28 protein-coding genes are annotated in these 24,490 nt (G+C 68.6%); 14 read left to right on the top strand and 14 right to left on the bottom strand.

All coding sequences use genetic code 11. From position 1 onward, the window contains the following. Positions 1-22: 22 nt before the first annotated feature. From G6N48_RS22005 to G6N48_RS21980, 6 genes are read right to left on the bottom strand one after another with little or no spacing between them, the layout of a single operon-like run. On the bottom strand, positions 23-1,192 hold the full coding sequence (locus tag G6N48_RS22005) for a lipid-transfer protein (RefSeq protein ID WP_085268253.1): 1,170 nt from the start codon (positions 1,190-1,192) through the stop codon (positions 23-25). Continuing rightward, complete coding sequence (locus tag G6N48_RS22000) at positions 1,192-1,593, bottom strand: MaoC family dehydratase (RefSeq protein ID WP_085268252.1); 402 nt, start codon at positions 1,591-1,593, stop codon at positions 1,192-1,194. The genes G6N48_RS22005 and G6N48_RS22000 overlap by 1 nt, the downstream gene beginning before the upstream one ends. Then, positions 1,590-2,540 carry a bifunctional MaoC family dehydratase N-terminal/OB-fold nucleic acid binding domain-containing protein gene (locus tag G6N48_RS21995; RefSeq protein WP_085268251.1) on the bottom strand — a complete coding sequence of 317 codons (951 nt, stop codon included), beginning with the start codon at positions 2,538-2,540 and terminating at the stop codon, positions 1,590-1,592. The genes G6N48_RS22000 and G6N48_RS21995 overlap by 4 nt, the downstream gene beginning before the upstream one ends. Continuing rightward, positions 2,537-3,700: an acyl-CoA dehydrogenase FadE29 gene (gene fadE29 / locus G6N48_RS21990; protein ID WP_085268250.1), complete on the bottom strand. Its 1,164-nt coding sequence runs from the start codon at positions 3,698-3,700 to the stop codon at positions 2,537-2,539. Before fadE29 ends, G6N48_RS21995 begins: the two co-directional genes overlap by 4 nt. Then, the gene (locus tag G6N48_RS21985; protein WP_085268249.1) at positions 3,700-4,752 is read right to left on the bottom strand and encodes an acyl-CoA dehydrogenase family protein; all 1,053 of its coding nucleotides are present in this window, start codon (positions 4,750-4,752) and stop codon (positions 3,700-3,702) included. Before G6N48_RS21985 ends, fadE29 begins: the two co-directional genes overlap by 1 nt. Further along, on the bottom strand, positions 4,752-5,987 hold the full coding sequence (locus G6N48_RS21980; RefSeq protein ID WP_085268248.1) for a cytochrome P450: 1,236 nt from the start codon (positions 5,985-5,987) through the stop codon (positions 4,752-4,754). Before G6N48_RS21980 ends, G6N48_RS21985 begins: the two co-directional genes overlap by 1 nt. A 121-nt stretch (positions 5,988-6,108) precedes the next feature. Here G6N48_RS21980 and G6N48_RS21975 point away from each other — a divergent pair, with 121 nt between their 5' ends. From G6N48_RS21975 to G6N48_RS21965, 3 genes are read left to right on the top strand one after another with little or no spacing between them, the layout of a single operon-like run. Beyond that, entirely contained in the window at positions 6,109-7,272 is a 1,164-nt protein-coding gene (locus G6N48_RS21975) for a steroid 3-ketoacyl-CoA thiolase (RefSeq protein ID WP_085268247.1), read from the top strand. 8 nt (positions 7,273-7,280) lie between these two features. Continuing rightward, the gene (locus G6N48_RS21970) at positions 7,281-7,667 is read left to right on the top strand and encodes a hypothetical protein (RefSeq protein ID WP_085268246.1); all 387 of its coding nucleotides are present in this window, start codon (positions 7,281-7,283) and stop codon (positions 7,665-7,667) included. 7 nt (positions 7,668-7,674) lie between these two features. Further along, the gene (locus G6N48_RS21965) at positions 7,675-8,130 is read left to right on the top strand and encodes a nitroreductase family deazaflavin-dependent oxidoreductase (RefSeq protein WP_085268245.1); all 456 of its coding nucleotides are present in this window, start codon (positions 7,675-7,677) and stop codon (positions 8,128-8,130) included. A gap of 87 nt (positions 8,131-8,217) precedes the next feature. On the opposite strand, the gene G6N48_RS21960 is transcribed toward G6N48_RS21965, so the two are convergent. After that, positions 8,218-9,132, bottom strand: a complete 915-nt coding sequence (locus G6N48_RS21960) for an SDR family oxidoreductase (protein ID WP_085268244.1) — start codon at positions 9,130-9,132, stop codon at positions 8,218-8,220. A gap of 14 nt (positions 9,133-9,146) precedes the next feature. Continuing rightward, entirely contained in the window at positions 9,147-9,905 is a 759-nt protein-coding gene (locus G6N48_RS21955; RefSeq protein WP_085268431.1) for an SDR family oxidoreductase, read from the bottom strand. Positions 9,906-9,993: 88 nt separating this feature from the next. Between G6N48_RS21955 and echA20 the strand changes: the two genes are divergently transcribed. From echA20 to ipdC, 4 genes are read left to right on the top strand one after another with little or no spacing between them, the layout of a single operon-like run. Beyond that, on the top strand, positions 9,994-10,752 hold the full coding sequence (gene echA20 / locus G6N48_RS21950) for a (7aS)-7a-methyl-1,5-dioxo-2,3,5,6,7,7a-hexahydro-1H-indene-carboxyl-CoA hydrolase (RefSeq protein WP_085268243.1): 759 nt from the start codon (positions 9,994-9,996) through the stop codon (positions 10,750-10,752). Then, on the top strand, positions 10,753-11,637 hold the full coding sequence (gene ipdA, locus G6N48_RS21945; RefSeq protein WP_085268242.1) for a cholesterol ring-cleaving hydrolase subunit IpdA: 885 nt from the start codon (positions 10,753-10,755) through the stop codon (positions 11,635-11,637). Then, positions 11,634-12,380: a cholesterol ring-cleaving hydrolase subunit IpdB gene (gene ipdB / locus G6N48_RS21940; RefSeq protein ID WP_085268241.1), complete on the top strand. Its 747-nt coding sequence runs from the start codon at positions 11,634-11,636 to the stop codon at positions 12,378-12,380. The genes ipdA and ipdB overlap by 4 nt, the downstream gene beginning before the upstream one ends. Next, complete coding sequence (ipdC, locus tag G6N48_RS21935) at positions 12,377-13,444, top strand: (3aS,4S,5R,7aS)-5-hydroxy-7a-methyl-1-oxo-octahydro-1H-indene-4-carboxyl-CoA dehydrogenase (RefSeq protein ID WP_085268240.1); 1,068 nt, start codon at positions 12,377-12,379, stop codon at positions 13,442-13,444. Before ipdB ends, ipdC begins: the two co-directional genes overlap by 4 nt. Before the next feature lie 25 nt (positions 13,445-13,469). Here the strand turns inward: ipdC and G6N48_RS21930 are convergent, their stop codons facing one another. Then, positions 13,470-13,859, bottom strand: coding sequence for a VOC family protein (locus G6N48_RS21930; protein ID WP_085268239.1), 390 nt, complete (start codon positions 13,857-13,859; stop codon positions 13,470-13,472). Next, positions 13,856-14,566, bottom strand: coding sequence for a DUF899 domain-containing protein (locus G6N48_RS21925; protein ID WP_085268238.1), 711 nt, complete (start codon positions 14,564-14,566; stop codon positions 13,856-13,858). The genes G6N48_RS21930 and G6N48_RS21925 overlap by 4 nt, the downstream gene beginning before the upstream one ends. 82 nt (positions 14,567-14,648) lie before the next feature. On the opposite strand from G6N48_RS21925, the gene G6N48_RS21920 reads away from it, so the two are divergent. Genes G6N48_RS21920 through G6N48_RS21910 form a run of 3 tightly spaced genes read left to right on the top strand, consistent with a single transcriptional unit; the run spans position 14,649 to position 16,682 of the window. Continuing rightward, a complete protein-coding gene (locus G6N48_RS21920) occupies positions 14,649-15,263 on the top strand; it encodes a TetR/AcrR family transcriptional regulator (protein WP_085268237.1) in 615 nt (204 codons plus the stop codon). A 34-nt stretch (positions 15,264-15,297) separates the two neighbouring features. Next, on the top strand, positions 15,298-15,945 hold the full coding sequence (locus tag G6N48_RS21915; RefSeq protein ID WP_085268236.1) for a SatD family protein: 648 nt from the start codon (positions 15,298-15,300) through the stop codon (positions 15,943-15,945). Further along, positions 15,942-16,682, top strand: a complete 741-nt coding sequence (locus tag G6N48_RS21910) for a hypothetical protein (RefSeq protein WP_085268235.1) — start codon at positions 15,942-15,944, stop codon at positions 16,680-16,682. Before G6N48_RS21915 ends, G6N48_RS21910 begins: the two co-directional genes overlap by 4 nt. A gap of 5 nt (positions 16,683-16,687) precedes the next feature. Here the strand turns inward: G6N48_RS21910 and fadA6 are convergent, their stop codons facing one another. Both fadA6 and kstR2 read right to left on the bottom strand, forming a co-directional pair. Then, a complete protein-coding gene (gene fadA6, locus G6N48_RS21905; protein WP_085268234.1) occupies positions 16,688-17,848 on the bottom strand; it encodes a steroid 3-ketoacyl-CoA thiolase FadA6 in 1,161 nt (386 codons plus the stop codon). 1 nt (position 17,849) lies between these two features. Next, on the bottom strand, positions 17,850-18,455 hold the full coding sequence (gene kstR2, locus G6N48_RS21900; protein ID WP_139825681.1) for a TetR family transcriptional regulator KstR2: 606 nt from the start codon (positions 18,453-18,455) through the stop codon (positions 17,850-17,852). Positions 18,456-18,608: 153 nt separating this feature from the next. On the opposite strand from kstR2, the gene G6N48_RS21895 reads away from it, so the two are divergent. Then, the gene (locus tag G6N48_RS21895) at positions 18,609-18,815 is read left to right on the top strand and encodes a hypothetical protein (RefSeq protein ID WP_139825680.1); all 207 of its coding nucleotides are present in this window, start codon (positions 18,609-18,611) and stop codon (positions 18,813-18,815) included. Between the two features lie 23 nt (positions 18,816-18,838). Here G6N48_RS21895 and ipdF read toward each other — a convergent pair whose 3' ends face one another. Both ipdF and ipdE1 read right to left on the bottom strand, forming a co-directional pair. Continuing rightward, entirely contained in the window at positions 18,839-19,627 is a 789-nt protein-coding gene (gene ipdF, locus G6N48_RS21890) for a (5R,7aS)-5-hydroxy-7a-methyl-1-oxo-2,3,5,6,7,7a-hexahydro-1H-indene-carboxyl-CoA reductase (protein ID WP_085268232.1), read from the bottom strand. After that, positions 19,624-20,772 carry an acyl-CoA dehydrogenase IpdE1 gene (gene ipdE1, locus G6N48_RS21885; protein WP_085268231.1) on the bottom strand — a complete coding sequence of 383 codons (1,149 nt, stop codon included), beginning with the start codon at positions 20,770-20,772 and terminating at the stop codon, positions 19,624-19,626. The genes ipdF and ipdE1 overlap by 4 nt, the downstream gene beginning before the upstream one ends. A gap of 49 nt (positions 20,773-20,821) precedes the next feature. On the opposite strand from ipdE1, the gene fadD3 reads away from it, so the two are divergent. The 3 genes from fadD3 to G6N48_RS21870 are packed head-to-tail and all read left to right on the top strand — an operon-like array spanning position 20,822 to position 24,443. Continuing rightward, the gene (gene fadD3 / locus G6N48_RS21880; RefSeq protein WP_085268230.1) at positions 20,822-22,366 is read left to right on the top strand and encodes a 3-((3aS,4S,7aS)-7a-methyl-1,5-dioxo-octahydro-1H-inden-4-yl)propanoate--CoA ligase FadD3; all 1,545 of its coding nucleotides are present in this window, start codon (positions 20,822-20,824) and stop codon (positions 22,364-22,366) included. Continuing rightward, on the top strand, positions 22,366-23,511 hold the full coding sequence (locus tag G6N48_RS21875; RefSeq protein WP_085268229.1) for an acyl-CoA dehydrogenase family protein: 1,146 nt from the start codon (positions 22,366-22,368) through the stop codon (positions 23,509-23,511). Before fadD3 ends, G6N48_RS21875 begins: the two co-directional genes overlap by 1 nt. Beyond that, positions 23,508-24,443, top strand: a complete 936-nt coding sequence (locus G6N48_RS21870; protein WP_085268228.1) for an acyl-CoA dehydrogenase family protein — start codon at positions 23,508-23,510, stop codon at positions 24,441-24,443. Before G6N48_RS21875 ends, G6N48_RS21870 begins: the two co-directional genes overlap by 4 nt. Positions 24,444-24,490 lie beyond the last annotated feature (47 nt).

The raw sequence follows: 24,490 nt of genomic DNA, 5'->3' as shown, positions 1-24,490 counted from the left end.
GGCAGGCGCGCGCCGGGCGAACTCAGCCCAGGATCAGGCCCGACGTGGGCACGCCGGTGCCCGCGGTGACGAGGACGTGTTCGACGTCGGGGACCGGGTTCACCGAGGTGCCGCGCAACTGCCGCACCCCCTCGGCGATGCCGTTCATGCCGTGGATGTAGGCCTCACCGAGCTGGCCGCCGTGGGTGTTGATGGGCAGCCGCCCGCCCAGCTCGATCGCACCGTCGGCGATGAAGTCCTTTGCCTCGCCGCGACCGCAGAAACCCAGCTCCTCCAACTGAATCAGCGTGAAGGGCGTGAAGTGGTCGTACAGGACGGCGGTCTGGATATCGGCGGGCGAAAGACCCGACTGCCCCCACAGTTGCCGACCGACGACGCCCATCTCGGGCAGGCCGAGCTCGGGACGGTAGTAGCTGACCATCGTGTACTGGTCGGGGCTGGAACCCTGCGCCGCCGCCTCGATCACCGCCGGCCGCTGCTTGAGGTCCCGCGCACGCTCCGGCGACGTCACCACGATCGCGACCGCACCGTCGGTCTCCTGGCAGCAGTCCAGCAGCCGCAGCGGCTCGGCGATCCAGCGCGAATTCTGGTGCTCCTCGATGGTGATCGGCTTCTCGTAAAAGTACGCCTTCGGGTTCTTGGCGGCGTGCCTGCGGTCGGCCACCGAGATCGCGCCGAAGTCCCGGCTGGTGGCCCCGGACATGTGCATGTAGCGCTGGGCGATCATCGCGACCTGAGCCGCCGGCGTGGAGAGCCCGTGCGGGTAGGAGAACGAGTTGTCGGCCGCGGTGGAATCGGCCTGCACGCCGGCACTTCCCGCCAATCGCGTCTGCACCTGGCCGAACCGCATGCCGGACCGCTCGTTGAACGCGCGGTAGGCCACCACGACGTCGGCCACCCCGGTGGCGACGGCCATCGCGGCCTGCGCGACGGTCGCACAGGCCGCCCCACCGCCGTAACCGATCTGCGAGAAGAACTTCAGCTCCCCGATGCCCGCCGCGCGCGCCACCGCGGTCTCGTTGTTGGTGTCCATCGTGAAGGTCGTCAGACCGTCGACGTCCGACGGCGACAAGCCGGCGTCCTGCAGCGCGTCCAGGACGGCCTCGGCCGCCAGTCGCAACTCGCTGCGGCCGGAGTTCTTGGAGAAGTCCGTGGCTCCGATGCCGACGATCGCGGCCTTGCCCGACAACATCACGCGTCCCCCATCGTCAGCGTTACCGTCGCGATGACGTGGTCGCCAAGACTGTTGCGGCCGAACACCTTCACCGTGATCAGACCGTCCTCGACCGCGGTGACATCACCGCTGAAGGTGACCGTGTCGTAGGCATACCAAGGCACCCCCAGCCGCAACCCGATCGACTTGATCCGTGCGGACGGCCCGGCCCAGTCGGTGATGAACCGCTGCACCAGCCCGGTATCGGTGAGGATGTTGACGAAGATGTCCTTGGATCCCTTGGCCTGCGCCAGGTCCCGGTCGTGGTGCACGTCCTGGAAGTCGCGCGTGGCGATGGCCGTCGAGATGATGAAGGTGGGGTCGCCGTAGATCTTGAGTTCGGGCAGCACCGTGCCCACCTCGACAACGGGTGCGCTCATGCCGACGGCTCCCAGGCGTACAGGGTCCACGCCGGAGCGGCCTCGCCGGCCGGAAAGTCGAGATAGGTTGCGCGGACGGGCATCCCGATCTTGACCTCGGCGGGCTCCACCCCACGCAGCTCGCCCAGCATGCGGACGCCCTCGTCGAGTTCCACCAGCGCGATGACGAACGGCAGCGTCCGGCCGGGCACCTTGGGCGCATGGTGGACCACGTAGCTGAACACCGTGCCCGTGCCGGCGGCCACCACGTAGTCGATCGCCCGCTCTTTGTCCTGCCACACCGCCGGCACCGGCGGGTGCTGCAGGCTGCCGTCGGGCCTGCGCTGGATGCGCAGCTCGTGTGCCTCGACGCCCTCCCAGAAGAACGCGGTGTCACGCGACACCGCGGGGCGCATCATGACCTCGGGGTCCAGATCCTCGGGCACCGGAGCCGCGCCGGCGGCTTCGCTCGGCTTGAACTTGAGTATGCGCCAGGCCATTTCGGCGACATCCTCGTCACCTACGCGCCAGGTGATGTGCTGGTTGATGAACCAGCCCTCACCGAGCGCGGTCTGCTTGGGCCCGACGACGTCGCGCATCTCGGAGGAAACGGTCACCTGCTCGCCGGGCCGCAGATACCGGTGGTAGGTCTGCTCGCAGTTGGTGGCCACCACGCCGACATACCCGGCGCGGTCGAACAGCTCCATGATGGGCCCCATGGGATCGTCCGTCGGACGCTCGCCGCCCAGGCCGAACATCGTCCAGACCTGAATCATGGCCGGCGGAGCCACGATTCCCGGGTGACCGGCGGCGCGCGCCGCGGCCTCGTCGGTGTAGATCGGGTTGCGGTCGCCGAGCGCTTCCACCCAGTTGTTGATGATCGGCAGGTTCACGGGGTCCCGGCCCGCGCGGGGCTTGGCCACCACGGTGGCCGTGATCTCCGCGACGGCCTTCGCGATGTCCGTCATCGAGGCACCCTGGGCACCTTGAGGCCGGCGGCGGCGATCATCTCCCGCATCACCTCGTTGACGCCGCCGCCGAAGGTGATGACGAGATTGCGCTTGGTCTGCGAGTCCAGCCAGTCGAGCAGTTCGGCGGTGTCAGGCTCGGCAGGGTCGCCGTATCGGCCGACGATCTCCTCGGCGAGCCGCCCGATGTACTGGATGCGCTCGGTGCCGAACACTTTCGTGGACGCGGCGTCGGCCACGTTGATGTCCTCGCCGGCCGCGGCCACCTGCCAGTTGAGCAGCTCGTTGATCCGCCACATCGCATAGATCTCGCCGAGGGCGCGCTTGACGTCGGGGCGGTCGAGGGGGGTGACACCGTCGCCGCCGGGCCTGGACGCCCAGGCGTGCAACCGGTCGTAGATGCCCGCCGTGCGGCCCGCGGGCCCGAGCATGACCCGCTCGTTGTTGAGCTGGGTGGTGATCAGCCGCCAGCCACCGTTCTCCTCGCCGACCAGCATGTCGGCCGGCACCCGCACGTCGTTGTAGTACGTCGCGTTGGTGTGGTGGGCGCCGTCGGACAGGATGACCGGCGTCCACGAGTAGCCGGGGTCCTTGGTGTCGACGATCAGGATCGAAATGCCTTTGTGCTTCACCGCTTCCGGGTCGGTGCGGCAGGCCAGCCAGACATAGTCGGCGTCGTGCCCGCCGGTGGTCCACATCTTCTGTCCGTTGACGATGTACTCGTCGCCCTGGCGCACCGCGGCGGTCCGCAACGACGCCAGGTCGGTGCCCGCCTCGGGTTCGCTGTAGCCGATCGCGAAGTGCACCTCGCCGGCCAGGATGGCCGGCAGGAACTTCTTCTTCTGCAGTTCGCTGCCGAATTGCTGCAGCACCGGACCGACCGTCTGCAGCGTCACCGCGGGCAGGGGCACGTCGGCCCGGTGCGCCTCGTTGACGAAGATCGACTGCTCGACGGGGCCGAACCCCTGGCCGCCGTACTCTTTCGGCCACCCGACACCGAGCATGCCGTCCTTGCCCATCCGCCGGATGACCGCGCGGTAGGCCTCGTTATGCCGGTCCTTCTCCATCGCCTTCATCTCGTCGGAAGAGATGAGATTCGAGAAGTATTTCCGCAGATCGGCTTGCAGCTGACGCTGCTCGGGGGTCAGGTCGATGAACATCAGGCTCCCACCAACGTTTCTGGGCCGGCGCTTGGTTGCGCCGCGCTTGCGATCCCCACCAGGTCAAGGCGATGAGAAGGCCCGCCCAGCTGCCGGGACAGGTCTTTGATCGTGGAGTAGTACCGGTGCATCGGGTAGGTGATGTCCATGCCCATGCCGCCGTGCAGGTGGTGGCAGAGTTGCATCACCGGCGGCGCCTGCGAAGTCACCCAGTACCCGAGGACCTCCAGGTCGGAGTCGGCGTCCAGCCCCTCCGACAACCGCCAGACGACCGACTTGGCCACCAAATCGATGGTGCGCGAGGCGATGTAGATCTCGGCGAGCTGCGCCGCGACGGTCTGGAACGTCGACAGCGGCTTGCCGAACTGCTTGCGGTTGGCCACGTAGTCCGCGGTCAACCGCAGCGCGCCGGCCACCAGCCCGTCCACATAGGCGCCGGTCAGCGCCAACGCAAGCTGGTTGACCCGCTGCGCCGAAGCGCCGGCGAGAACGTCGGCGTCGTCTACGGTCACGTCGGAGAACGTCACCGTGTACTCGTCGGAACCATTGGACGTCGGCGTGTGCACCAGCCGCACGCCCTCGGCCTTCGGCGACACCACCGCGACCCCGCTGTCCGCGGTCACGATCATCCAATCCGATTGCCCCGCATAGCCGACGCCGACTTTGGTGCCCGAGAGGCGGCCGCCCGAGAGCCTGGTCGACGGCCGGTCCGGGAGCGCGGCGCCAGGCTCGTTGAGCGCCGCTGTGAGCACGCCGCCCTTGGCCACCCCGGCCAAGAACCGGTCCTGTTGGGCGTCGGAGGCCAGGTCCAGCAACGGCACGACACCCAAGCCCAGGCTCGCGAGCGCCGGCGTGATCGCGCCGTGCCGGCCCGCCTCGGTGAGCACGGTCGCGACCTCGGCGATGCCCACGCCGTCGCCGCCGAGGCGTTCGGGCACCGGTAGTGCCGCCACTCCCCCGCTGACCAGGGCGTCCCACGTCAACTCCCGATCCAGCACCGACGTCACGACGTCGGCGACGGCCCGCTGCGTCGGGGTGAGGTCGAAGTCCATCAGTTCTTACCGGTGTAGTCGACCTGCCAGTGCTTGATGCCGTTGAGCCAGCCCGACCGCAACCGCTCGGGCTCGCCGACCGGCTTGAGGTCCGGCATGTGGTCCGCAACGGCGTTGAAGATCAGGTTGATCGTCATGCGCGCGAGGTTGGAGCCGATGCAATAGTGCGCACCGGTGCCGCCGAATCCCACGTGCGGGTTCGGGTCGCGCAGGATGTTGAACGTGTAGGGGTCGTCGAAGACCTCGTCGTCGAAATTGGCCGAGCGGTAAGACATCACCAGCCGCTGGCCCTTCTTGATCTGAACGCCGCCCAGTTCGGTGTCCTCGTTGGCGGTGCGCTGGAAGGCCGAGACCGGTGTCGCCCAGCGGACGATCTCGTCGGCGGTCGTGGACGGGCGCTCCCGCTTGAACAGCTCCCACTGGTCGGGGTTGTTCGCGAAGGCGATCATCCCGTGGGTGATCGAGTTGCGGGTGGTCTCGTTTCCCGCCACCGCGAGCATGACGACGAAGAAACCGAACTCGTCGTCGGAGAGCTTCTCCCCGTCGATGTCGGCCTGGATCAGCGTGGTGACGATGTCGTCGGTGGGATTCTGGTTGCGCTCCGCGGCCATCGCCATCGCGTACATGATCAGTTCCATCGACGACTGCGCGGGATCGACGTCGGCGTATTCGGGGTCGGTGCCGCCCGTCATCTCGTTGGACCAGCGGAAGAGCTTGTCGCGGTCCTCCTGCGGCACGCCGAGCAAGCCGGCGATGGCCTGCAGCGGCAGCTCACACGACACCTGCTCGACGAAGTCGCCGACGCCCTCCGCCGCCGCCGCCTTGGCGATGTTCTGGGCGCGCTGGGCGAGCTCGGCCTCCAGGCGCCCGATCGCGCGTGGCGTGAACCCGCGGGAGATGATCTTGCGCAGCCGGGTGTGGTGCGGCGCGTCCATGTTCAGCATGACGCTGCGCTGCAGCTCGACCTGCTCCCGCTTCATCTCCGGCGGCCACGTGGGGATCGCCCCGTTCTGCCAACTGGAGAAGAGGTCGCTGCGGCGGGAGACCTCCTTGACGTCGGCATGCTTGGTGAGAAGCCAGTAGCCGTTGTCTTCGAAGCCTCCGCAGCCTTCGGGGACGCTGACCCAGTGGATCGGCTCGGACGCCCGGAGCTGGGCGAGTTCGGTTACGGGAAGTCCCGCCAGGTTGACGTCGGGATCGAGAAAGTCGAAGTCAGCCGGAATGTGGGGTGCCATTAAGTTTCTCTCCTGAACTACAACGTGTTCTAGTTCCAGTAAAACATGCCTCCACCGCAGACAAAAGGCGCTGGGGCATCGTCGCTTGTCATAGTAATGAAACGTGTTCTAGCCTGGCCCCATGGGTAACCCGGTAATCGTCGAAGCCACTCGCAGCCCGATCGGCAAACGCAACGGATGGCTGTCCGGACTGCATGCCACCGAGCTGTTGGGCGCGGTGCAGAAGGCCCTCGTGGAGAAAGCCGGCATCGACGCCGGCGATGTCGAGCAGGTGATCGGCGGCTGCGTCACACAGTACGGCGAGCAGTCCAACAACATCAGCAGGGTGAGCTGGCTGGTCGCCGGGCTGCCGGAGCACGTCGGCGCGATGACCGTGGACTGCCAGTGCGGCAGCGGGCAGCAGGCCAATGGCCTGATCGCCGGACTGATCGCGGCCGGAGCGATCGACGTCGGCATCGCGTGCGGGATCGAGGCCATGAGCCGTGTCGGCCTGGGCGCCAACGCCGGTCCCGACCGCAGCATCCTGCGCCCCGCGTCATGGGACATCGACCTGCCCGACCAGTTCACCGCCGCCGAGCGGATCGCCAAGCGCCGCGGCATCACCCGCGACGACATCGACGAGTTCGGGCTGGCGTCCCAGGTCAAGGCCAAGCAAGCGTGGGACGAAGGCCGTTTCGACCGCGAGATCTCCCCGATCGAGGCGCCGGCGCTCGACGAGAACAAGCAGCCGACCTCCGAGCGCGTCACGATCAGCCGCGACCAGGGCCTGCGCGACACCACGCTCGCGGGCCTGAGCGTGCTGAAACCGGTCCTCGAGGGCGGGATTCACACGGCGGGGACGTCGTCGCAGATCTCCGACGGCGCCGCGGCGGTCTTGTGGATGGACGAGGACAAGGCGAAGGCGCTCGGGCTGCGGCCGCGGGCCCGGATAATCAGCCAGGCGCTGGTCGGGGCCGAGCCCTACTACCACCTGGACGGCCCGGTGCAGTCGACCGCCCGGGTCCTCGAGAAGGCCGGGATGAAGATGGGCGACATCGACATCACCGAGATCAACGAGGCCTTCGCGTCGGTGGTGCTGTCGTGGGCGCGGGTGCACGAACCCGACATGGCCAAGGTCAACGTGAACGGCGGCGCGATCGCGCTGGGTCACCCGGTGGGCAGCACCGGCAGCCGGCTGATCACCACCGCGCTGCACGAGCTGGAGCGCTCCGACCAGACCACCGCGCTGATCACCATGTGCGCGGGCGGCGCCCTGTCGACGGGCACCATCATCGAGCGCATCTAGCGCGGTCCGTGCTGGTCCCCGAGGAGCGCCGCGTCGCCGCGGCGCAGGCCTACATCGACGCGCTGATCAGCCATGACGGCAACACCGTCCCGTTCGCCGTGGGCTGCACCCGCGTCGAGCAGGGGCTCAAGAATGGCTTCTCCGGAAATCACCTGCGGCGCAGCCTGAATCGCGGGATCCAGTACCGATTGCTCGCCGACGCCTCGCCGCCGGACTTCGTCGTCAGCGGCGATCAGGTGCATGCCGCGTACAACGTGGCGACCAAGGCGGTGTTCGGTGGCCGGCGGGTGGCCGCGCGGGTCGACGAGACGTTCGTGATACCCGCCGAAAGTTCAAGCGGGAACGCGGAAATACACCACATCAACGTCCGCTTCCACCCATACATCCAGCGCTAGGAACGACATGCCGAAAGCGAAGCCCCGCTCACTGAACGCTCCCTGGGTCGGCCTGATCATCAAATACATGGCCAAGGGCAACGCGTGGATCTACCGGCGCAGCAACGGAAGACTCGGCGGCACCTTCGGCAAGGCTCCCGTCGCCCTGCTCACCACGACGGGACGCAAGACCGGCGAACCACGGGTGAGCCCCCTGCTGTACCTGCGGGAGGGGAGCCGGGTGGTGCTGGTCGCGTCGAAGGGCGGCAGCGACAAGCACCCGATGTGGTACCTGAATCTGAAGGCCGATCCACGGGTTTCGGTGCAGATCAAGGACGAGGTGCTGCACTTGCGGGCCCGCGACGCCACCGAGGCGGAGCGCGCAGAATACTGGCCTAAGCTGGACGCGATGTACCCGTCCTTCGACGATTACCGGTCCTGGACGGACCGGGTCATCCCGGTCGTCATCTGCGACCCCGCATAGCCTCCCCCGACCACCGAACGTGTACTCACTGCGAGAAATGGGCCAAAATCTCGCAGCCAGTGCACGTTCGACGCAGGGGCTTGGTCCTCAGGCGCCGTAGACCGGGACCGGCGGGCGCGCCTTGGCCAGCAGGTCGGCGACCACGGGACCCAGCTCGGCCGGATCCCACTTGGCGCCCTTGTCGATCTGCGGACCATGCGCCCAGCCCTCCGCGACGCGGATCTTGCCGCCCTCGACTTCGAACACCTTGCCGGTGACGTCGCGGGATTCGGCACTGCCCAGCCAGACCACCAATGGCGAGACGTTCTCCGGCGCCATCGCGTCGAAATCCTGGTCCTGCGTTGCCATCATCTCGGCGAATACCGTTTCGGTCATGCGGGTGCGCGCCGACGGCGCGATGGCGTTGACGGTGACGCCGTAGCGACCCATCTCGGCCGCGCCGACCAGGGTCAGCGCCGCGATGCCCGCCTTGGCGGCGCTGTAGTTGCCCTGTCCGACGCTGCCCTGCAGGCCCGCGCCCGAACTGGTGTTGACGATCCGCGCGTCGATGTCTTTCGGGCCTTTTCCTGCTTTGGACAGCCCGCGCCAGTACGACGCCGCGTGGCGCATCGTGGCGAAGTGGCCCTTGAGGTGCACCGCGACCACGGCGTCGAACTCCTCTTCGCTGGTGTTGGCCATCATCCGGTCGCGCACGATGCCGGCGTTGTTGACCAAAACGTCCAGCCCGCCGAAGGTTTCGACGGCGGTCGCGATCAGGGCCGCCGCCTGGTCCCAGTCGGCGACGTTCGATCCGTCGGCGATGGCTTCCCCGCCGGCCGCGGTGATCTCGTCGACCACGCCCTGCGCGGCGCTGCCGCCCCCCGCCGGCGAGCCGTCCAGGCCCACGCCGATGTCGTTGACCACCACACGCGCGCCTTCGGCCGCGAAGGCCAGCGCGTGTTCGCGACCGATACCACCGCCCGCTCCGGTGACGATGACGACGCGTCCGTCGACCACTCCCATATCCGTTGTCTCCTCTACTTGACCGCGCTCGCGTTGGTCGTGGACAGATAGTGCGGCGGCTCGCCGCCACCGTGCACCTCCAGCGAGGCGCCGCTGATGTAACGCGCCGCGTCCGATGCCAAAAACGCGGCGGCCCAGCCGATGTCCTCCGGCTTGGCCAGCCGGCCAAGGGGCACGTTCCGCGAAATCGCGGCGATCGACTCGGCGTTGCCGTAGAACAGCTCGGATTGTTCGGTCTCCACCATGCCGACCACGCACGCGTTCACCCGCACCTTGGGTCCCCACTCCACCGCAAGGGTCTGCGTGAGGCTTTCCAGCCCGGCCTTGGCGGCGCCGTACGCACCCGTCCCTGGTGACGGACGCCGGCCGCTGAGGCTGCAGATGTTGACGATCGACCCGCCGCCCGGCTGGTTCTGCATCTTGGCATTGGCGTGTTGCGAAACTTGGAGTCCGCCAATGAGATTGAGTTCTATGATCTTGCGGTTGAACTTCGCGCTGGAGTCCGCCGTCAGCACGTACGGCGAGCCCCCGGCGTTGTTGACGACGACGTCGATGCTGCCGTGCTTGTCCACGATCGCGTCGATCAGCGCCTTGACGGCATCGTCGTCGCGGACGTCGCAGGAGTGGAACTCATACGGCAGCCCCTCGACGGGACGGCGCGCGCAGGTGACGACGGTCGCGCCCTGCCGGGCGAAGACCGAACTGATTCCGGCGCCTACCCCTCGAATGCCGCCGGTGACCAGAACCACCCGCCCGGCCAATCCCAACACGATGGCGTCGGGTTCTTCGGCGCGAGTCACTGTGCTAGCGTACCAAGCAAGTGCTTGCTTAGGTAGTTACCCCCCACAAGGAAGTGGCACCTTGCCCATCACATCCACCACCACAGAACCGGGCATCGTCGCGGTCACCGTCGACTTTCCGCCCGTCAACGCCATCCCGTCGCGCGGCTGGTTCGAACTCGGCGACGCGATCACGGCCGCCGGCCGGGACCCCGAAACCCACGCGGTCATCCTGCGGGCCGAGGGCCGCGGCTTCAACGCCGGGGTGGACATCAAGGAGATGCAGCGCACCGAAGGCTTCACCGCCCTGATCGACGCCAACCGCGGCTGCTTCGCGGCGTTCCGCGCGGTCTACGAGTGCGCGGTGCCGGTGATCGCCGCGGTCAACGGATTCTGCGTCGGAGGCGGCATCGGCCTCGTCGGCAATGCCGACGTCATCGTGGCCTCCGACGACGCGACCTTCGGCCTACCGGAGGTGGAGCGCGGCGCACTCGGGGCGGCGACGCACCTGTCGCGCCTGGTGCCGCAGCACATGATGCGGCGGCTGTTCTTCACCGCGGCGACCGTGGACGCCGCCACTTTGCACCACTTCGGCTCCGTGCACGAGGTGGTGCCCCGCGCCGAGCTCGACGAAGCCGCGCTGCGGGTGGCCCGCGACATCGCCGCCAAGGACACCCGGGTCATCCGCGCGGCAAAAGAGGCGCTCAACCTGATCGACGTGCAGCAGGTGAACTCGAGTTACCGCATGGAGCAGGGCTTCACGTTCGAGCTGAATCTCGCCGGCGTGTCCGACGAGCACCGGGACGCGTTCGCCGGCACGACGAAGGGCGAGAAGGCCTAAATGTCGGACAAACGAACCACTCTCGAGCACGCCGTCGCCGGGCTGCGCAGCGGCATGACGATCGGCATCGGCGGCTGGGGGTCGCGGCGCAAGCCGATGGCCTTCGTGCGCGCCATGCTGCGCACCGACGTCAACGACCTCACCGTCGTCACCTACGGCGGCCCGGACGTCGGGCTGTTGTGTTCGGCGGGCAAGGTCAAGCGCGTCTACTACGGCTTCGTGTCGCTGGATTCGCCGCCGTTCTATGACCCGTGGTTCGCCAAGGCACGCAGCGCCGGTGCGATCGAGGCCCGGGAGATGGACGAGGGCATGCTGCGGTGCGGGCTGCAGGCCGCCGCGCAGCGGCTGCCGTTCCTGCCGATCCGCGCCGGGCTGGGTAGCTCTGTCCCGGACTTCTGGGACGGCGAGCTGCAAACGGTGACCAGCCCCTATCCCGCGCCCGGCGGCGGACACGAGACGCTGATCGCAATGCCGGCGCTGACGCTCGACGCCGCCTTCGTGCACCTCAATCTCGGTGACAGCCAAGGAAACGCCGCCTACACCGGGATCGACCCCTATTTCGACGACCTGTTCCTGATGGCCGCGCAGAAGCGCTACCTGTCGGTGGAGCGCGTCGTGGCCACCGACGAGTTGATCAAGGCGGTCCCGCCCCAGGCGTTGCTGGTGAACCGGATGATGGTCGACGCGGTGGTCGAGGCGCCCGGCGGTGCCCACTTCACCACCGCCGCACCGGATTATGGTCGCGACGAAAAGTTCCAGCGGCACTACGCCGAGGCGGCCGCCACCCAGGAGGGCTGGCAGACGTTCGTGCAGACCTACCTGTCGGGCAGCGAGGACGACTACCAGGCGGCGGTTCGCGCGTTCGCAGAGGAGGCCTCCAAGTGAGCAGCACCCGAGCCGAGATCTGCGCCGTCGCCTGCGCCGAACTGTTCGCCGACGCGGGCGAAATCATGGTCAGCCCGATGACCAACATGGCGTCGGTGGGCGCGCGGCTGGCCCGGCTGACCTTCTCCCCCGATATCGTGCTGACCGACGGCGAGGCCCAGCTGCTGGCCGACACGCCGGCGCTCGGCGCGCCGGGAGCGGTGGAGGGCTGGATGCCGTTCGGCCGCGTGTTCGAGACGCTGGCCTGGGGGCGGCGCCATGTGGTGATGGGCGCGAACCAGGTCGATCGCTTCGGCAATCAGAACATCTCGGCGTTCGGCCCGCTGCAACGACCGACGCGGCAGATGTTCGGGGTCCGCGGCGCGCCCGGCAACGCGATCAACCACGCGACCAGCTACTGGGTGGGCAATCACTCGAAGCGGGTCTTCTGCGAGGCGGTCGACGTGGTCTGCGGAATCGGGTGGGACAAGGTGGATGCGGACAACCCGGCATTCCGGTTCGCCAACACGTATCGGGTGGTGTCCAACCTCGGCGTGTTCGACTTCGGCGGCCCCGACCGGTCCATGCGGGCGCTTTCGCTGCACCCCGGCGTGGCGCCCGACGACGTCCGCGAAGCGAGTTCGTTCGACATCCACGGTCTCGACGAGGCAGCGGAAACCCGCCTGCCGACCGACGACGAGCTCCGCCTGATCCGCGAGGTCATAGACCCGAAGTCGCTGCGGGATAAAGAGATACGGTCATGAAGCTGCGCACGCCGCTGACCGAGCTGGTCGGCGTCGAGCACCCGGTGGTGCAGACCGGGATGGGCTGGGTCGCCGGCGCGCGGCTGGTGTCCGCGACCGCGAACGCGGGCGGACTCGGAATCCTGGCCTCGGCCACCATGACGCTCGACGAGCTGGCAACGGCCATCGGCAAGGTCAAGGCCGCCACCGACAAGCCGTTCGGGGTGAACATCCGCGCCGACGCGGCCGACGCGGGGGACCGCGTCGAGTTGATGATCCGCGAGGGTGTGAAGGTGGCGTCGTTCGCGCTGGCGCCCAAGCAGGAACTGATTGCGCGACTGAAAGAGGCGGGGTCCGTGGTCATCCCGTCGATCGGCGCCGCGAAGCATGCGCGCAAGGTCGCGGGCTGGGGTGCGGACGCGATGATCGTGCAGGGCGGTGAAGGCGGCGGACACACCGGCCCCGTCGCCACCACGCTGCTGCTGCCGTCGGTGCTGGACGCCGTGCAGGGCAGCGGGATCCCGGTGATCGCGGCGGGCGGATTCTTCGACGGGCGCGGCCTCGCTGCCGCTCTGAGCTACGGCGCGGCCGGCGTGGCGATGGGCACGCGGTTCCTGCTGACCTCGGACTCGACCGTGCCCGACGCCGTGAAACGGCGCTACCTCGAGGCGGCGCTGGACGGCACGGTGGTCACCACCCGCGTCGACGGCATGCCGCACCGCGTGCTGCGCACCGGCCTGGTCGAGAAGCTGGAGAGCGGTTCACCCGCAAGGGGTTTGGTCGCTGCGGTGCGCAATGCGGCGAAGTTCAAGCAGATGTCGCAGATGACCTGGCGGTCGATGATCACCGACGGCCTGGCGATGCGGCACGGCAAAGACCTCACGTGGTCACAGGTCGTGATGGCGGCCAACACGCCGATGCTGCTGAAGGCGGGCCTGGTGGAAGGCAACACCGACGCCGGCGTGCTCGCCTCCGGTCAGGTCGCCGGGATTCTCGACGACCTGCCGTCGTGCGCGGAACTCATCGAGGCGATCGTGCGCGACGCGATCACGCACCTGCAGTCGGCGGCCGCTCTGGTGCAGTGACCGCGAGCCCGTGGCCGGTGGTTGCCTAGGACTCGACGACCAGCAGCGTGTGTCCGCTCGGGTCGCGGAACCAGAACATCGGCGGGACCGGCTCGCCCATTCGCGACACCTGCGGGTCGACGTCGATGCCGAGTTCGGCCATGGCCGCGTGAGTGGCGTCGATGTCGCTGGTGGACAACGTGATACCGGTGTTGGCGGGCTGCACCGGTCCGCCGTCGGGCGGGGGCGGAGCGAGCGCGATGCCGGTCATGCCCTCGGGCGGATAGACCTCGATCCACCGGTAGCCGCCGCCGAACGGCTGATCGGTTCGCTTCTCGAACCCGAGCGACTCGTAGAACTCGACCGCTTCGTCCTGCTCGGGTGTCGGTACGCACACCAGGCTGATCGTCCTCAGGCCGGTCGTCGTGGTGGTCATCGCGCTCCCTCCGGTTGGACGTCGGCGTCAGCACCGTAGGCCCGCGCGATCTCCTGCGAGCCGGCCCATCCGCTGTACGTGGGCCGCTGGGGCCAACCGTCCGGGGAGTCCTGCCATTCTTCTTGGCGGCCGTACGGCAGCAGATCGATCAACGCGAACGAGTGGCTGAGTTGCTCGGTGCCGCGCCCGTCGGTATGCCAGGTTCGATAGACCCTGTCCCCCTCGCGCAGAAACACATTGACCGCGAATCCGCCGCCCGGTGGGGCACCGACGTCGGCACCGAACGAACTGTCGGCGGTGGAGTACCAGGCCATCCGGTTCCCCACCCGCCGCCTGTATTCGAGCGCTTCGTCAATGGGGCCCTGTGTGACGACGACGAAGCGGGCGTCGTAGTTGTCGAGAAACTCCAGCCGCGTGAACTGCGACGTGAAGCCGGTGCAGCCCGGGCACTGCCACTTCTCGCCGGGAGACCACATGTGGTGGTACACGATCAACTGCGACCTGCCGTCGAACACGTCGGCCAGCCGCACCGGTCCGTCCTCGCCCTCCAGGACGTACTCGCTCATCGCGACCATGGGTAGCCGGCGTCGCTGCGCCGCGATCGCATCGAGCTCACGAGTGGCCGCCTTCTCCCGGGCGCGCAGCGCGTCCAATTCGCGCCGCCACACCTGCTCGTCCACGACCGGCGGCAATGCTGCGGTGCTCACGAACCACCTCCCCTTTCCTATGTTCACGGTGTCCACATGGTAATGTTCACACCGTACACTTCCCGCGTGAGAAGGGTCAAGCGTGACCACCTCGAAGACCGGCTATCACCACGGGGATCTGCGCACCGCCCTGATCGACGCCGGCCTGCAGCTCACCCGGACCGGCGGTCCCGACGCACTCACCATTCGGGAAGCGACTCGCCGAGTGGGAGTTTCACCCAACGCCGCATATCGCCACTTCGCCGATCGCGAAGCTCTGCTCGGCGCTGTCGCGACAGCTATCCAGCACCGGATGGCGGCGCGGATGCAAAGCCGACCGCGCCGGCGCGGCGCCGCGCCGCAGCGGCCGGATGATCGGCTCCGCGCGGTCGGGCTCGGCTACATCGAATTCGCTCTCGACGAGCCGGGATGGTTCACCGTGGCTTTTTTCGGCGCTGACCTGCTGACCGGCGAGACCGCCGGCGCGCCGCCGTACGTGGCGTTGGTCGAGGCGCTCGATGCGATGGCGGACGCGCGGGTGCTGCCCCCCGAAAGGCGCGAAGGCGCCGAATGGCCCTGCTGGTCGGCGGTACACGGCTTCGCCGAGCTTGCCCTGCGCGGACCGCTGCGGCACGCCGGTCGACGCGAGGTCGAGGCGCTCGCGGCACGCACCGTCGACGACATCATCGCCGGAGTCGTCGGTACCTTAAGCAGATAGCTGCATTATCGCTAAATGAAGCTATAGTCTTCATATGAATGTAGTGAAGGAAAACCCTTCACCGTGCGCGGCGGTGATCGGTGACGTCGTCGCGTCGCGGCGCGCCGTCGACCGGTCCGCCCTGCATCGACGCGTGAGCACAGCCCTGCGCGAGGTCGCCGGCGGCGCGATCGCCGCCCCGGCCTTCACCGTCGGCGACGAGTTCCAGGGCAGCTACCCCGCGGTGGGTGCCGCCGTCGACGCCGCCTTGCGCCTGCGACTGCTCCTCGCCCCCGAGGTCGACGTCCGCTTCGGGATCGGCTGGGGCCTCGTCACCGTCTTGGACCCCGACGCCGGCATCCAGGACGGGCCGACGTGGTGGGCGGCGCGCGAGGCGATCCAGGCGACCGCGCAAATGCAACGACAGCCCGGCTTCACGCTGGTGCGCACCACCTTTCGGGCGGCCGAGGACACGCGCACAGACGTCGCCGCCGTCAACGCGGCGCTGATCTGTCGGGACCATCTGCTTGGATCGCTCGATGAAAGATCGCTGCGAATCGTGACGGGTTTGATGGACGGCCGCGCCAAGAAGGAACTCGCCGCCGCCGAGGGCATCAGCGCCTCGGCGGTCTCCCAGCGGGCCAGCCGCGACGGCCTGGATCTCATCGTCCTTGCGTCGCAATACCTTCGGAGTCTGCGGTGAGCGCCGTCGCCGTTTTCCTGATCGCGGTCGGGGTCGCGGACCTGTGCCGGCGAGCGGTTCGCGGATCGTGGCCTGCACTGGCGACCGGACCGGCCGTGGTGGTGGCGTGCGCGGCGCTGGGCGCGCTGTCGCATCGCGGCGATATCCCGCTGCTCCTGGTGGCGGCCGCCGCGGCGATCGCGTGGGAGTGGCTGTGCCTGCGCAGCGAGCGCAGCGGCGGGCAGCAGGCGGCCCCGTTGGCCGTATTCGTCGCGGCGCTGGTGCTGCTGATCGTCTTGTCCGGCTGGTCCTCGGCGGTCGGCGGAGTCGTCGGGCGGTGGTCGGCGTGGGTGCAGCTGCCGCTGGGCCACGTGACGCCCACGCGGCTGCTGATGATCCTCGGTGTGGTGGCGATGCAGTTCGCCACCGGAAATCAGTTGGTGCGCCTGGTGCTTGGCTCGGTGGGGGCGGTGCGCCCCGCAGGCGAGCCGCAGCCGTCGGACCGGCTCAAGGGCGGCCGGCTGCTGGGCCCGATGGAACGGCTGCTGATCCTGAGCCTCGGCGTCGGCGGGCAGGTGGCCGCGGCCGGCGCCGTCGTCGCCGCCAAGGGCATCATCCGTTTTCCCGAGCTGAGCGCCCAGAAAGACCGCAACGGGGAGGTCGGCATCGACGAGGTGACGGAGTACTTTCTGGTGGGCAGCTTCACGAGTTGGCTGCTGGCGCTCGCCGGGATCGCGCTGGTGCTGGCGACCCGATGAGCCGGCTACAGCCGCTCGATGATCGTGACGTTCGCCGTGCCGCCGCCCTCGCACATCGTCTGCAGGCCGTAGCGGCCGCCGATGCGCTCGAGCTCGTTCAGCATGGTGGTGAAAAGCTTTGCCCCGGTGGCGCCGAGCGGGTGCCCGAGCGCGATCGCGCCGCCGTTGGGGTTGACCTTCTCCGGATCGGCCTTGACCTCCTTGAGCCACGCCAGCACCACCGGCGCGAACGCCTCGTTGATCTCGACGGTGTCGATGTCGCCGATCGAGAGCCCGGTCTTGTCCAGCGCGTAGCGGGTGGCGGGGATCGGGCCGGTCAGCATGAAGACCGGGTCGGCGGCACGGGCGCTGATGTGGTGGATGCGGGCGCGGGGCTTGAGGCCGTGGTCCTTGACCGCCTGCTCGGAAGCCAACAGCACGGCGCTGGCGCCGTCGGAGATCTGGCTGGCCATCGCCGCGGTCAACCGCCCGCCTTCGACCAGGGTCTTCAAGCCGGCCATCTTCTCCAGCGACGACTCGCGCGGTCCTTCGTCCACCCGGAACGGCCCGGATTCGGTTTCCACGGTGATGATTTCGTTGTCGAAGTGGCCGCCGCGGATCGCCGCGAACGCGCGCTCGTGACTGGTCAGCGCGTACCGCTCCATCTCCTCACGAGAGATGTTCCACTTCTCGGCGATCAGCTCCGAGCCGCGGAACTGCGAGATCTCCTGGTCGCCGTAGCGGTGCAGCCACTGCTTGGACTCGTTGGTCGGCGAGGTGAAGCCGAACTGCTCACCGACGTTCATCGCCGAGGAGATCGGGATCTGACTCATGTTCTGCACACCGCCGGCGACGATGAGGTCGGCGGTGCCGGCCATGATCGCCTGCGCGCCAAAGGAAATGGCCTGCTGGCTGGACCCGCACTGCCGGTCCACGGTGACACCGGGCACCTCCTCGGGGTAACCGGCCGCCAGCCACGACAGTCGCGCGATGTTGCCCGCCTGTCCCCCGATGGCGTCGACGCATCCGGCGATCACGTCGTCGACGGCGGCGGGATCGACGTCCACCCGGTCGAGCAGGCCGCGCCACCCGTGCGCACCCAGGTCGACTGGGTGAATCCCGGCCAGCGATCCGTTGCGCTTGCCAACCGCGGTACGCACAGCGTCGATGACGTACGCCTCGGACATGTCAGACTCCTTTTTGTTTCGTGATCCCGCCAAGGACAATGGCCAGGTATTGCGCGCCCACCTGTTGCGCCGTGAGCGGTCCGCCGGGTTGATACCAGCGCACCGACACCCAGGTGGTGTCTCGAATGAAACGGTAGATGAGGTCGACGTTGAGGTCGGGCCGGAAGTAGCCCTCGTCGACGCCCTGGTTGATCACCTCGACCCACATCTTGCGTTGCTGGCGGTTCATGTCCTCGATGTAGGAGAACCGGGGTTGCGTCGACAACCGCTGCGCCTCGTCCTGGTAGATGACGACCTGCGCATGCCGGTGTTCGATTGCCTCGAACGACGCCATGAAGAGCCCCTTGAGCCGCTCCAATGGATTGGGTTCGCCGTCGACGATCTCGCGGTAGCGGGCGAACAGCCAGTCCAGAAAGCCGCGCAGCAACTCGTCGACCATCTCCTCCTTGGAGGAGAAATGGTGGTACAGACTGCCGGACAGGATGCCGGCGCCATCGGCGATGTCGCGCACGGTCGTGGCGCGCAACCCGCGCTCGGCGAACATGGTCGCGGCGAGACCCAGCAGCTCGTCTCGCCGGCTGTTCGCCTGACCGGTCACTCGGTCCACCGGCCCAGCATATCAACCAAGCGCTTGCTTGGCCACCGCGGGTTCTCAGACGGATGGCACACCCGGGTCCCGTCGAATGAACCCCACCGGGTTGTGAGGTGCCGCACATTGGGCGCTATGGTGTATCAGAGATCACACCTCGGAGGTTGCGTGATGGCTGACCGTTCGCACAAGCCCTCAGCTGCGCCGCGCCCCCGTGGCGCGTCCGGCTCACACCCGATGCTGATGGCGGCATTCGTGGTCACGATATTCATCAGCGCGATCGTGGGAATCGTCGTGGCCGCGTCGATGGGGCAGACCACTGCGGCGCTGATCATCGCGCTGGTGGCGGGCGGAAGTTTCTCCGCCGCCCTCGCCTAGGCGAGATTGCCGGCCGGCCCGTCTCACGGATGCTGGCTCGACACCGAAATGACCTCGCCGGTCAGGTAACTGGAGTAGTCGCTGGCCAGGAAGGCGATCGTGGCGGCCACCTCCCACGGCTCGGCGGCACGGCCGAACGCCTCGCCCGCGGAGAGCCGGTCGAGCAGCTCGGACGACGACGTCTTCTCCAGAAACTTGTGCCGCGCGATGCTGGGCGAGACGGCGTTGATCCGCACGCCGTACTCCGCGGCTTCGATTGCGCTGCAACGAGTTAATGCCATCACACCCGCCTTGGCCGCCGCATAGTGCGACTGGGAGTGCTGCGCGCGCCAGCCCAGCACACTGGCATTGTTGACGATCACGCCGCCGTGTTTGGCTTCGCGGAAGTAGCGCAGAGCCGCGCGCGTGGCCCGGAACACCGAGTTGAGCGTCACGTTCAGGACGCGGTCCCACTCGTCGTCGGTCATCTCGACCACCGGCGTCTGGCCCCCCAGCCCGGCGTTGTTGACCAGCACGTCGATGCGGCCCATCCGCGCGGTGGTGGAGGCGATCAGGGCGTCGACCTGGGCGGTGGACGTCACGTCGCACACCACCTTCTCGACCCGGCCCAGCCCCAGCGCGCTCAGCTCGTCGGCCGTCTCCCCCAGTCGCCGCTCGTGGTGGTCGGAGACCACCACTTCGGCGCCCTCGGCCAGCGCCCGCCGCGCGGTCGCCGACCCGATGCCGGTTCCTGCCGCGGCGGTGACCACCACTACCTTGCCTTCCAGAAGTCCGTGTCCGGCAATCTCTTTCGGCGCTTCGGAGAGCGTCATCCCTTTACCTCTCGCGGCAGGCCGAGCACCCGCTCGGCGATGATGTTGCGCTGGATCTCGTTGGAGCCGCCGTAGATGGTGTCGGCGCGGGTGAACAGGAACAGCCGCTGCCACTCGTCGAACTCACCGTCGGACAGGGTCATCGAGGGCTTGCCGACCACGTCCATGGCCAGCTCACCGAGAGCGCGATGCCAGTTGGCCCACAACAGCTTCGACACGTTGTCCTGGCCGGGCTGCTCGACATCCATGGTGGCCAGGGCATACGACCGCATGGCCCGCAGACCCGTCCAGGCCCGGGTCAGCCGCTCCCGGATGAACGGGTCGTCGGCGGCACCGTTGCGCCGAGCGAGAGCGGCGAGATTGGAAAGTTCACGGGCATAGACGATTTGCTGCCCGAGCGTGGACACGCCGCGCTCGAAGGTCAGCGTCGCCATCGCCACCCGCCAGCCGTCGCCGGGCTGGCCGACCACCATCGAGGCGTCGGTGCGGGCGTCGTCGAAGAACACCTCGTTGAATTCCGCGGTGCCGGTGATCTGGACGATCGGCCGGACCTGCACGCCGGGCTGGTCCAACGGCACCAGGAGGTAGGACAGGCCGGCATGCCGCTTGGAGCCCTTCTCGGTGCGCGCGACCACGAAGCACCACTGCGACAGGTGCGCCAGCGACGTCCACACCTTCTGGCCGTTGATCACCCACTGGTCACCGTCCAGCTCGGCGGTGGTGGCCACGTTGGCCAGGTCGCTGCCGGCGCCGGGTTCCGAATATCCCTGGCACCACAGCTCGGTGACGTCGAGGATGCGGGGCAGGAACCGCTGCTGCTGCTCGGGCGTGCCGAACGCGATCAGCGTCGGTCCGAGCAGCTCCTCGCCGAAGTGGTTGACCTTGTCCGGGGCGTCGGCGCGGGCGTACTCCTCGTAGAAGGCGACCCGGTGGGCGGTGGAAAGCCCACGCCCGCCGTGTTCGACAGGCCAGCCCAGGCACGTCAGGCCCGCCTTGGCGAGGTGCTGGTTCCAGGCGCGGCGCTCCTCGAACGCCTCGTGCTCGCTTCCCGGGCCGCCCAGGCCCTTGAGAGCCGCGAATTCGCCGACCAGATTGTCGGCGAGCCATTGGCGGACCTCGGCCCGGAAGTCCTCGACGTCCTGCATGCCCTGTAGGCTAACCTACCAAGCACTTGCTTTGTTAGGAGCGTCGCCGATGACCAACGATCCCCGCACCGTGCCCGCGGCGCTGGATCGTTTCGCCCAGCAACTGCCCGACCACCCGGCGTTGATCACCGACGAGCGGACCTTCACCGCCGCCGCGCTGCGTACCGAGGTGCACCGCGCCGCCGCGGCCCTCATCGGCCTGGGCGTGCAGGCCGGTGACCGCGTGGCGATCTGGTCGCCCAACACCTGGCACTGGGTCATCGCCTGCCTGGCGATCCACCACGCCGGCGCGGCCATGGTGCCGCTCAACACCCGCTACACCGCCGAAGAGGCCACCGACATCCTGGCCCGCACCGAGTCGCCGGTCCTGTTCGCGATGGGGGAATTCCTCGGCAGCGACCGCACGGCCGGCCTCGACCTCGCTTCCCTGCCGGCGTTGCGGCACATCGTGCGCATCCCAGTCGAGGCGGACGACGGGACGTGGGACGAATTCATCGAGCGCGGCTCCGCGCCGGCGGCCGCGGGCCCGGTGACCGCCCGCGCCGCGGCCGTGCGGCCCGACGACGTCAGCGACATCCTCTTCACCTCCGGTACCACCGGACGCAGCAAGGGCGTGCTGTGCGCGCACCGGCAGTCGCTGTCGGCCTCGGCGTCGTGGGCCGCCAACGGCAAGATCACCAGCGACGACCGCTATCTGTGCATCAACCCGTTCTTCCACAACTTCGGCTACAAGGCCGGCATCCTCGCCTGCTTGCAGACCGGCGCCACGCTGATCCCGCACCTGACCTTCGACCCGCTGCGCGCGCTGCAGGCCATCGAACGCCACCGCATCACGGTGCTGCCCGGGCCACCCACCATCTACCAGACCCTGCTCGACCATCCGGCACGCCGGGATTACGACCTGAGCTCGCTGCGGTTCGCGGTAACCGGGGCCGCGACGGTGCCGGTCGTGCTGGTAGAGCGGATGCAGTCCGAGCTCGACATCGACATCGTGCTGACCGCGTACGGCCTGACCGAGGCCAACGGCATGGGAACCATGTGCCGCGCCGACGACGACCCGGTCACGGTCGCGACCACCTGCGGGCGCCCGTTCGCCGACTTCGAATTACGCATCGACACAGCGGTTCCCGGCGAATCGGGAGAAGTCCTGCTGCGCGGGCCGAACGTGATGCTCGGCTACCTCGATGATCCGGCCGCGACCGCGGCCGCGATCGACGCCGAGGGCTGGCTGCACACCGGGGACGTCGGCGTCGTCGACGCCGCGGGCAACCTGCGGATCACCGACCGGCTCAAAGACATGTACATCTGCGGCGGGTTCAACGTCTATCCCGCCGAGGTCGAGCAGGTGCTGGCGCGCCTCGACGGCGTCGCCGACGCCGCTGTGATCGGCGTCCCCGACGAGCGGCTCGGCGAGGTGGGCCGCGCGTTCCTGGTGACCCGTCCCGGCACACAGCTCGACGAACGGGCGGTGATCGCCTACACCCGTGAGCATCTGGCCAACTTCAAAGCGCCGCGATCGGTGCGCTTCGTCGACGAGTTGCCCCGCAACGCGGGCGGCAAGGTGCTCAAACCACAACTGAGGGACATGGGCTGATGGATCTGGAATTGGACGACGCGACGCTGGAATTCCAGGCCGAGGTGCGCGAGTTCCTCTCGGACAACGCCGCAGCCATCCCCACCCGGTCCTATGACAACGCCGAAGGCTTCGCCCAGCACCGGCGTTGGGACCGGGTGCTCTTCGATGCCGGGCTGTCGGTGATCACCTGGCCGGCCAGATACGGCGGCCGCGACGCCCCGCTGCTGCACTGGGTGGTGTTCGAGGAGGAGTACTTCCGCGCGGGCGCTCCCGGGCGGGCCAGCGCCAACGGCACCTCCATGCTGGCCCCGACCCTGTTCGCGCACGGCACCGCCGAACAGCTCGACAGGGTGCTGCCCAAAATGGCCAGCGGTGAGCAGATCTGGGCGCAGGCCTGGTCGGAACCCGAGGCCGGCAGCGACCTGGCCTCGCTGCGGTCCACCGCCACCAAGACCGACGGCGGCTGGCTGCTCAACGGTCAGAAGATCTGGAGCTCACGAGCGCCGTTCGCCGACATGGGATTCGGGCTTTTCCGCTCGGACCCCACCGCCGAGCGGCATCGCGGGCTGACCTACTTCATGTTCGACCTGAAGGCCGACGGGATCACGGTCCGCCCGATCGCCCAGCTGGGCGGCGACACCGGCTTCGGCGAGATCTTCCTCGACGACGTCTTCGTTCCCGACGCCGACGTCATCGGCGTTGCGAACGAGGGCTGGCGCGCTGCCATGAGCACGTCGAGCAACGAGCGCGGCATGTCGCTGCGCAGCCCGGCGCGATTCCTCGCCGCCGCCGAACGATTGGTCCGGCTGTGGAAGGACAAGGGCTCCCCCGAAGGATTCGCCGACCGGGTCGCCGACGGATGGATCAAGGCGCAGGCCTACCGCCTGCAGACGTTCGGCACGGTCAGCAGGCTGGCCGGCGGCGGTGAACTGGGCGCCGAGTCATCGGTGACCAAGGTGTTCTGGTCGGACCTCGACGTGGAACTGCACCAGACCGCGCTCGACATCCTCGGTGCCGACGGCGAGCTGGCCGGCCCGTGGACGGACGGGCTGCTGTTCGCGCTCGGCGGCCCGATCTACGCCGGCACCAACGAGATTCAGCGGAACATCATCTCGGAGCGGTTGCTGGGGCTGCCGCGCGAAGCGACCGGGGGCAAGAAGTGAAATTCGAACTGGACGAACAGCAGCGCGACTTCGCGGCCAGCATCGACGCGGCGCTCGGGGCGGCGGACCTGCCCGCCGCCGTGCGCGCCTGGTCGACGGGCGACACCGCACCCGGCCGAAAGGTGTGGGAGCAGCTGACCAACCTCGGTGTCACCGCGCTGGCCGTGCCGGAGAAATACGACGGCATCGATGCACATCCCGTCGATGTGGTGGTCGCGCTCGAGCGGCTCGGGCGCTGGTGCGTGCCCGGCCCGGTCACCGAATCAATCGCCGTCGCACCGCTTTTGCTGACCGACGATGAACGCTGCGCCGCCCTGGCCGCGGGTGAGCTGATCGCGACGGTCGCCATGCCTCCCGACGCGCCGCGAGCGGTTGACGCCGACACGGCCGGGCTGGTGCTGCTGGCCGCCGGCGGCGAAGTCACCGTGGGTGAACCGGGCGAACGCCACGAGTCCGTCGACCCCAGCCGCCGGCTCTACGACGTGACCGCGGCCGGCGCGCCCTGGCGGGCTGACCTCGAGCGCGCCTACGGGTTCGGGGCGCTGGCCACCGCGGCGCAACTGATCGGCGCCGCCGGGGCGCTGGTGGAGGCCGCCGTGGCCTACGCCAAGCAGCGTGCCCAGTTCGGCCGGGTGATCGGCTCCTATCAGGCGATCAAGCACAAGCTCGCCGACGCTCACATCGCCAACGAGCTGGCCCGCCCGCTGGTCTACGGCGCCGCCCTGACGCTGGACGCCCGCGACGTCAGCGCGGCGAAGGCGGCCGCGTCGGAGGCGGCCCTGCTGGCGGCGCGTTCGGCGCTGCAGACCCACGGCGCCATCGGGTTCACCCAGGAGCACGACCTGTCACTGTGGTTGCTGCGCGTGCAGGCACTACGCTCGGCGTGGGGAACTCCCGAGGCGCATCGCCGCCGCGTGCTGGAGGCGCTGTGAGCACGCCGATGCGAAGCGACGACGCGCCGAGCGCAGCGAGGACAAGG

The organism is Mycobacterium parmense (assembly GCF_010730575.1).
In the GTDB taxonomy this organism is placed as follows: domain Bacteria; phylum Actinomycetota; class Actinomycetes; order Mycobacteriales; family Mycobacteriaceae; genus Mycobacterium; species Mycobacterium parmense.
Note: the sequence above shows the minus strand (reverse complement) of the source record. Positions and strands in the feature narration are given on the sequence as shown.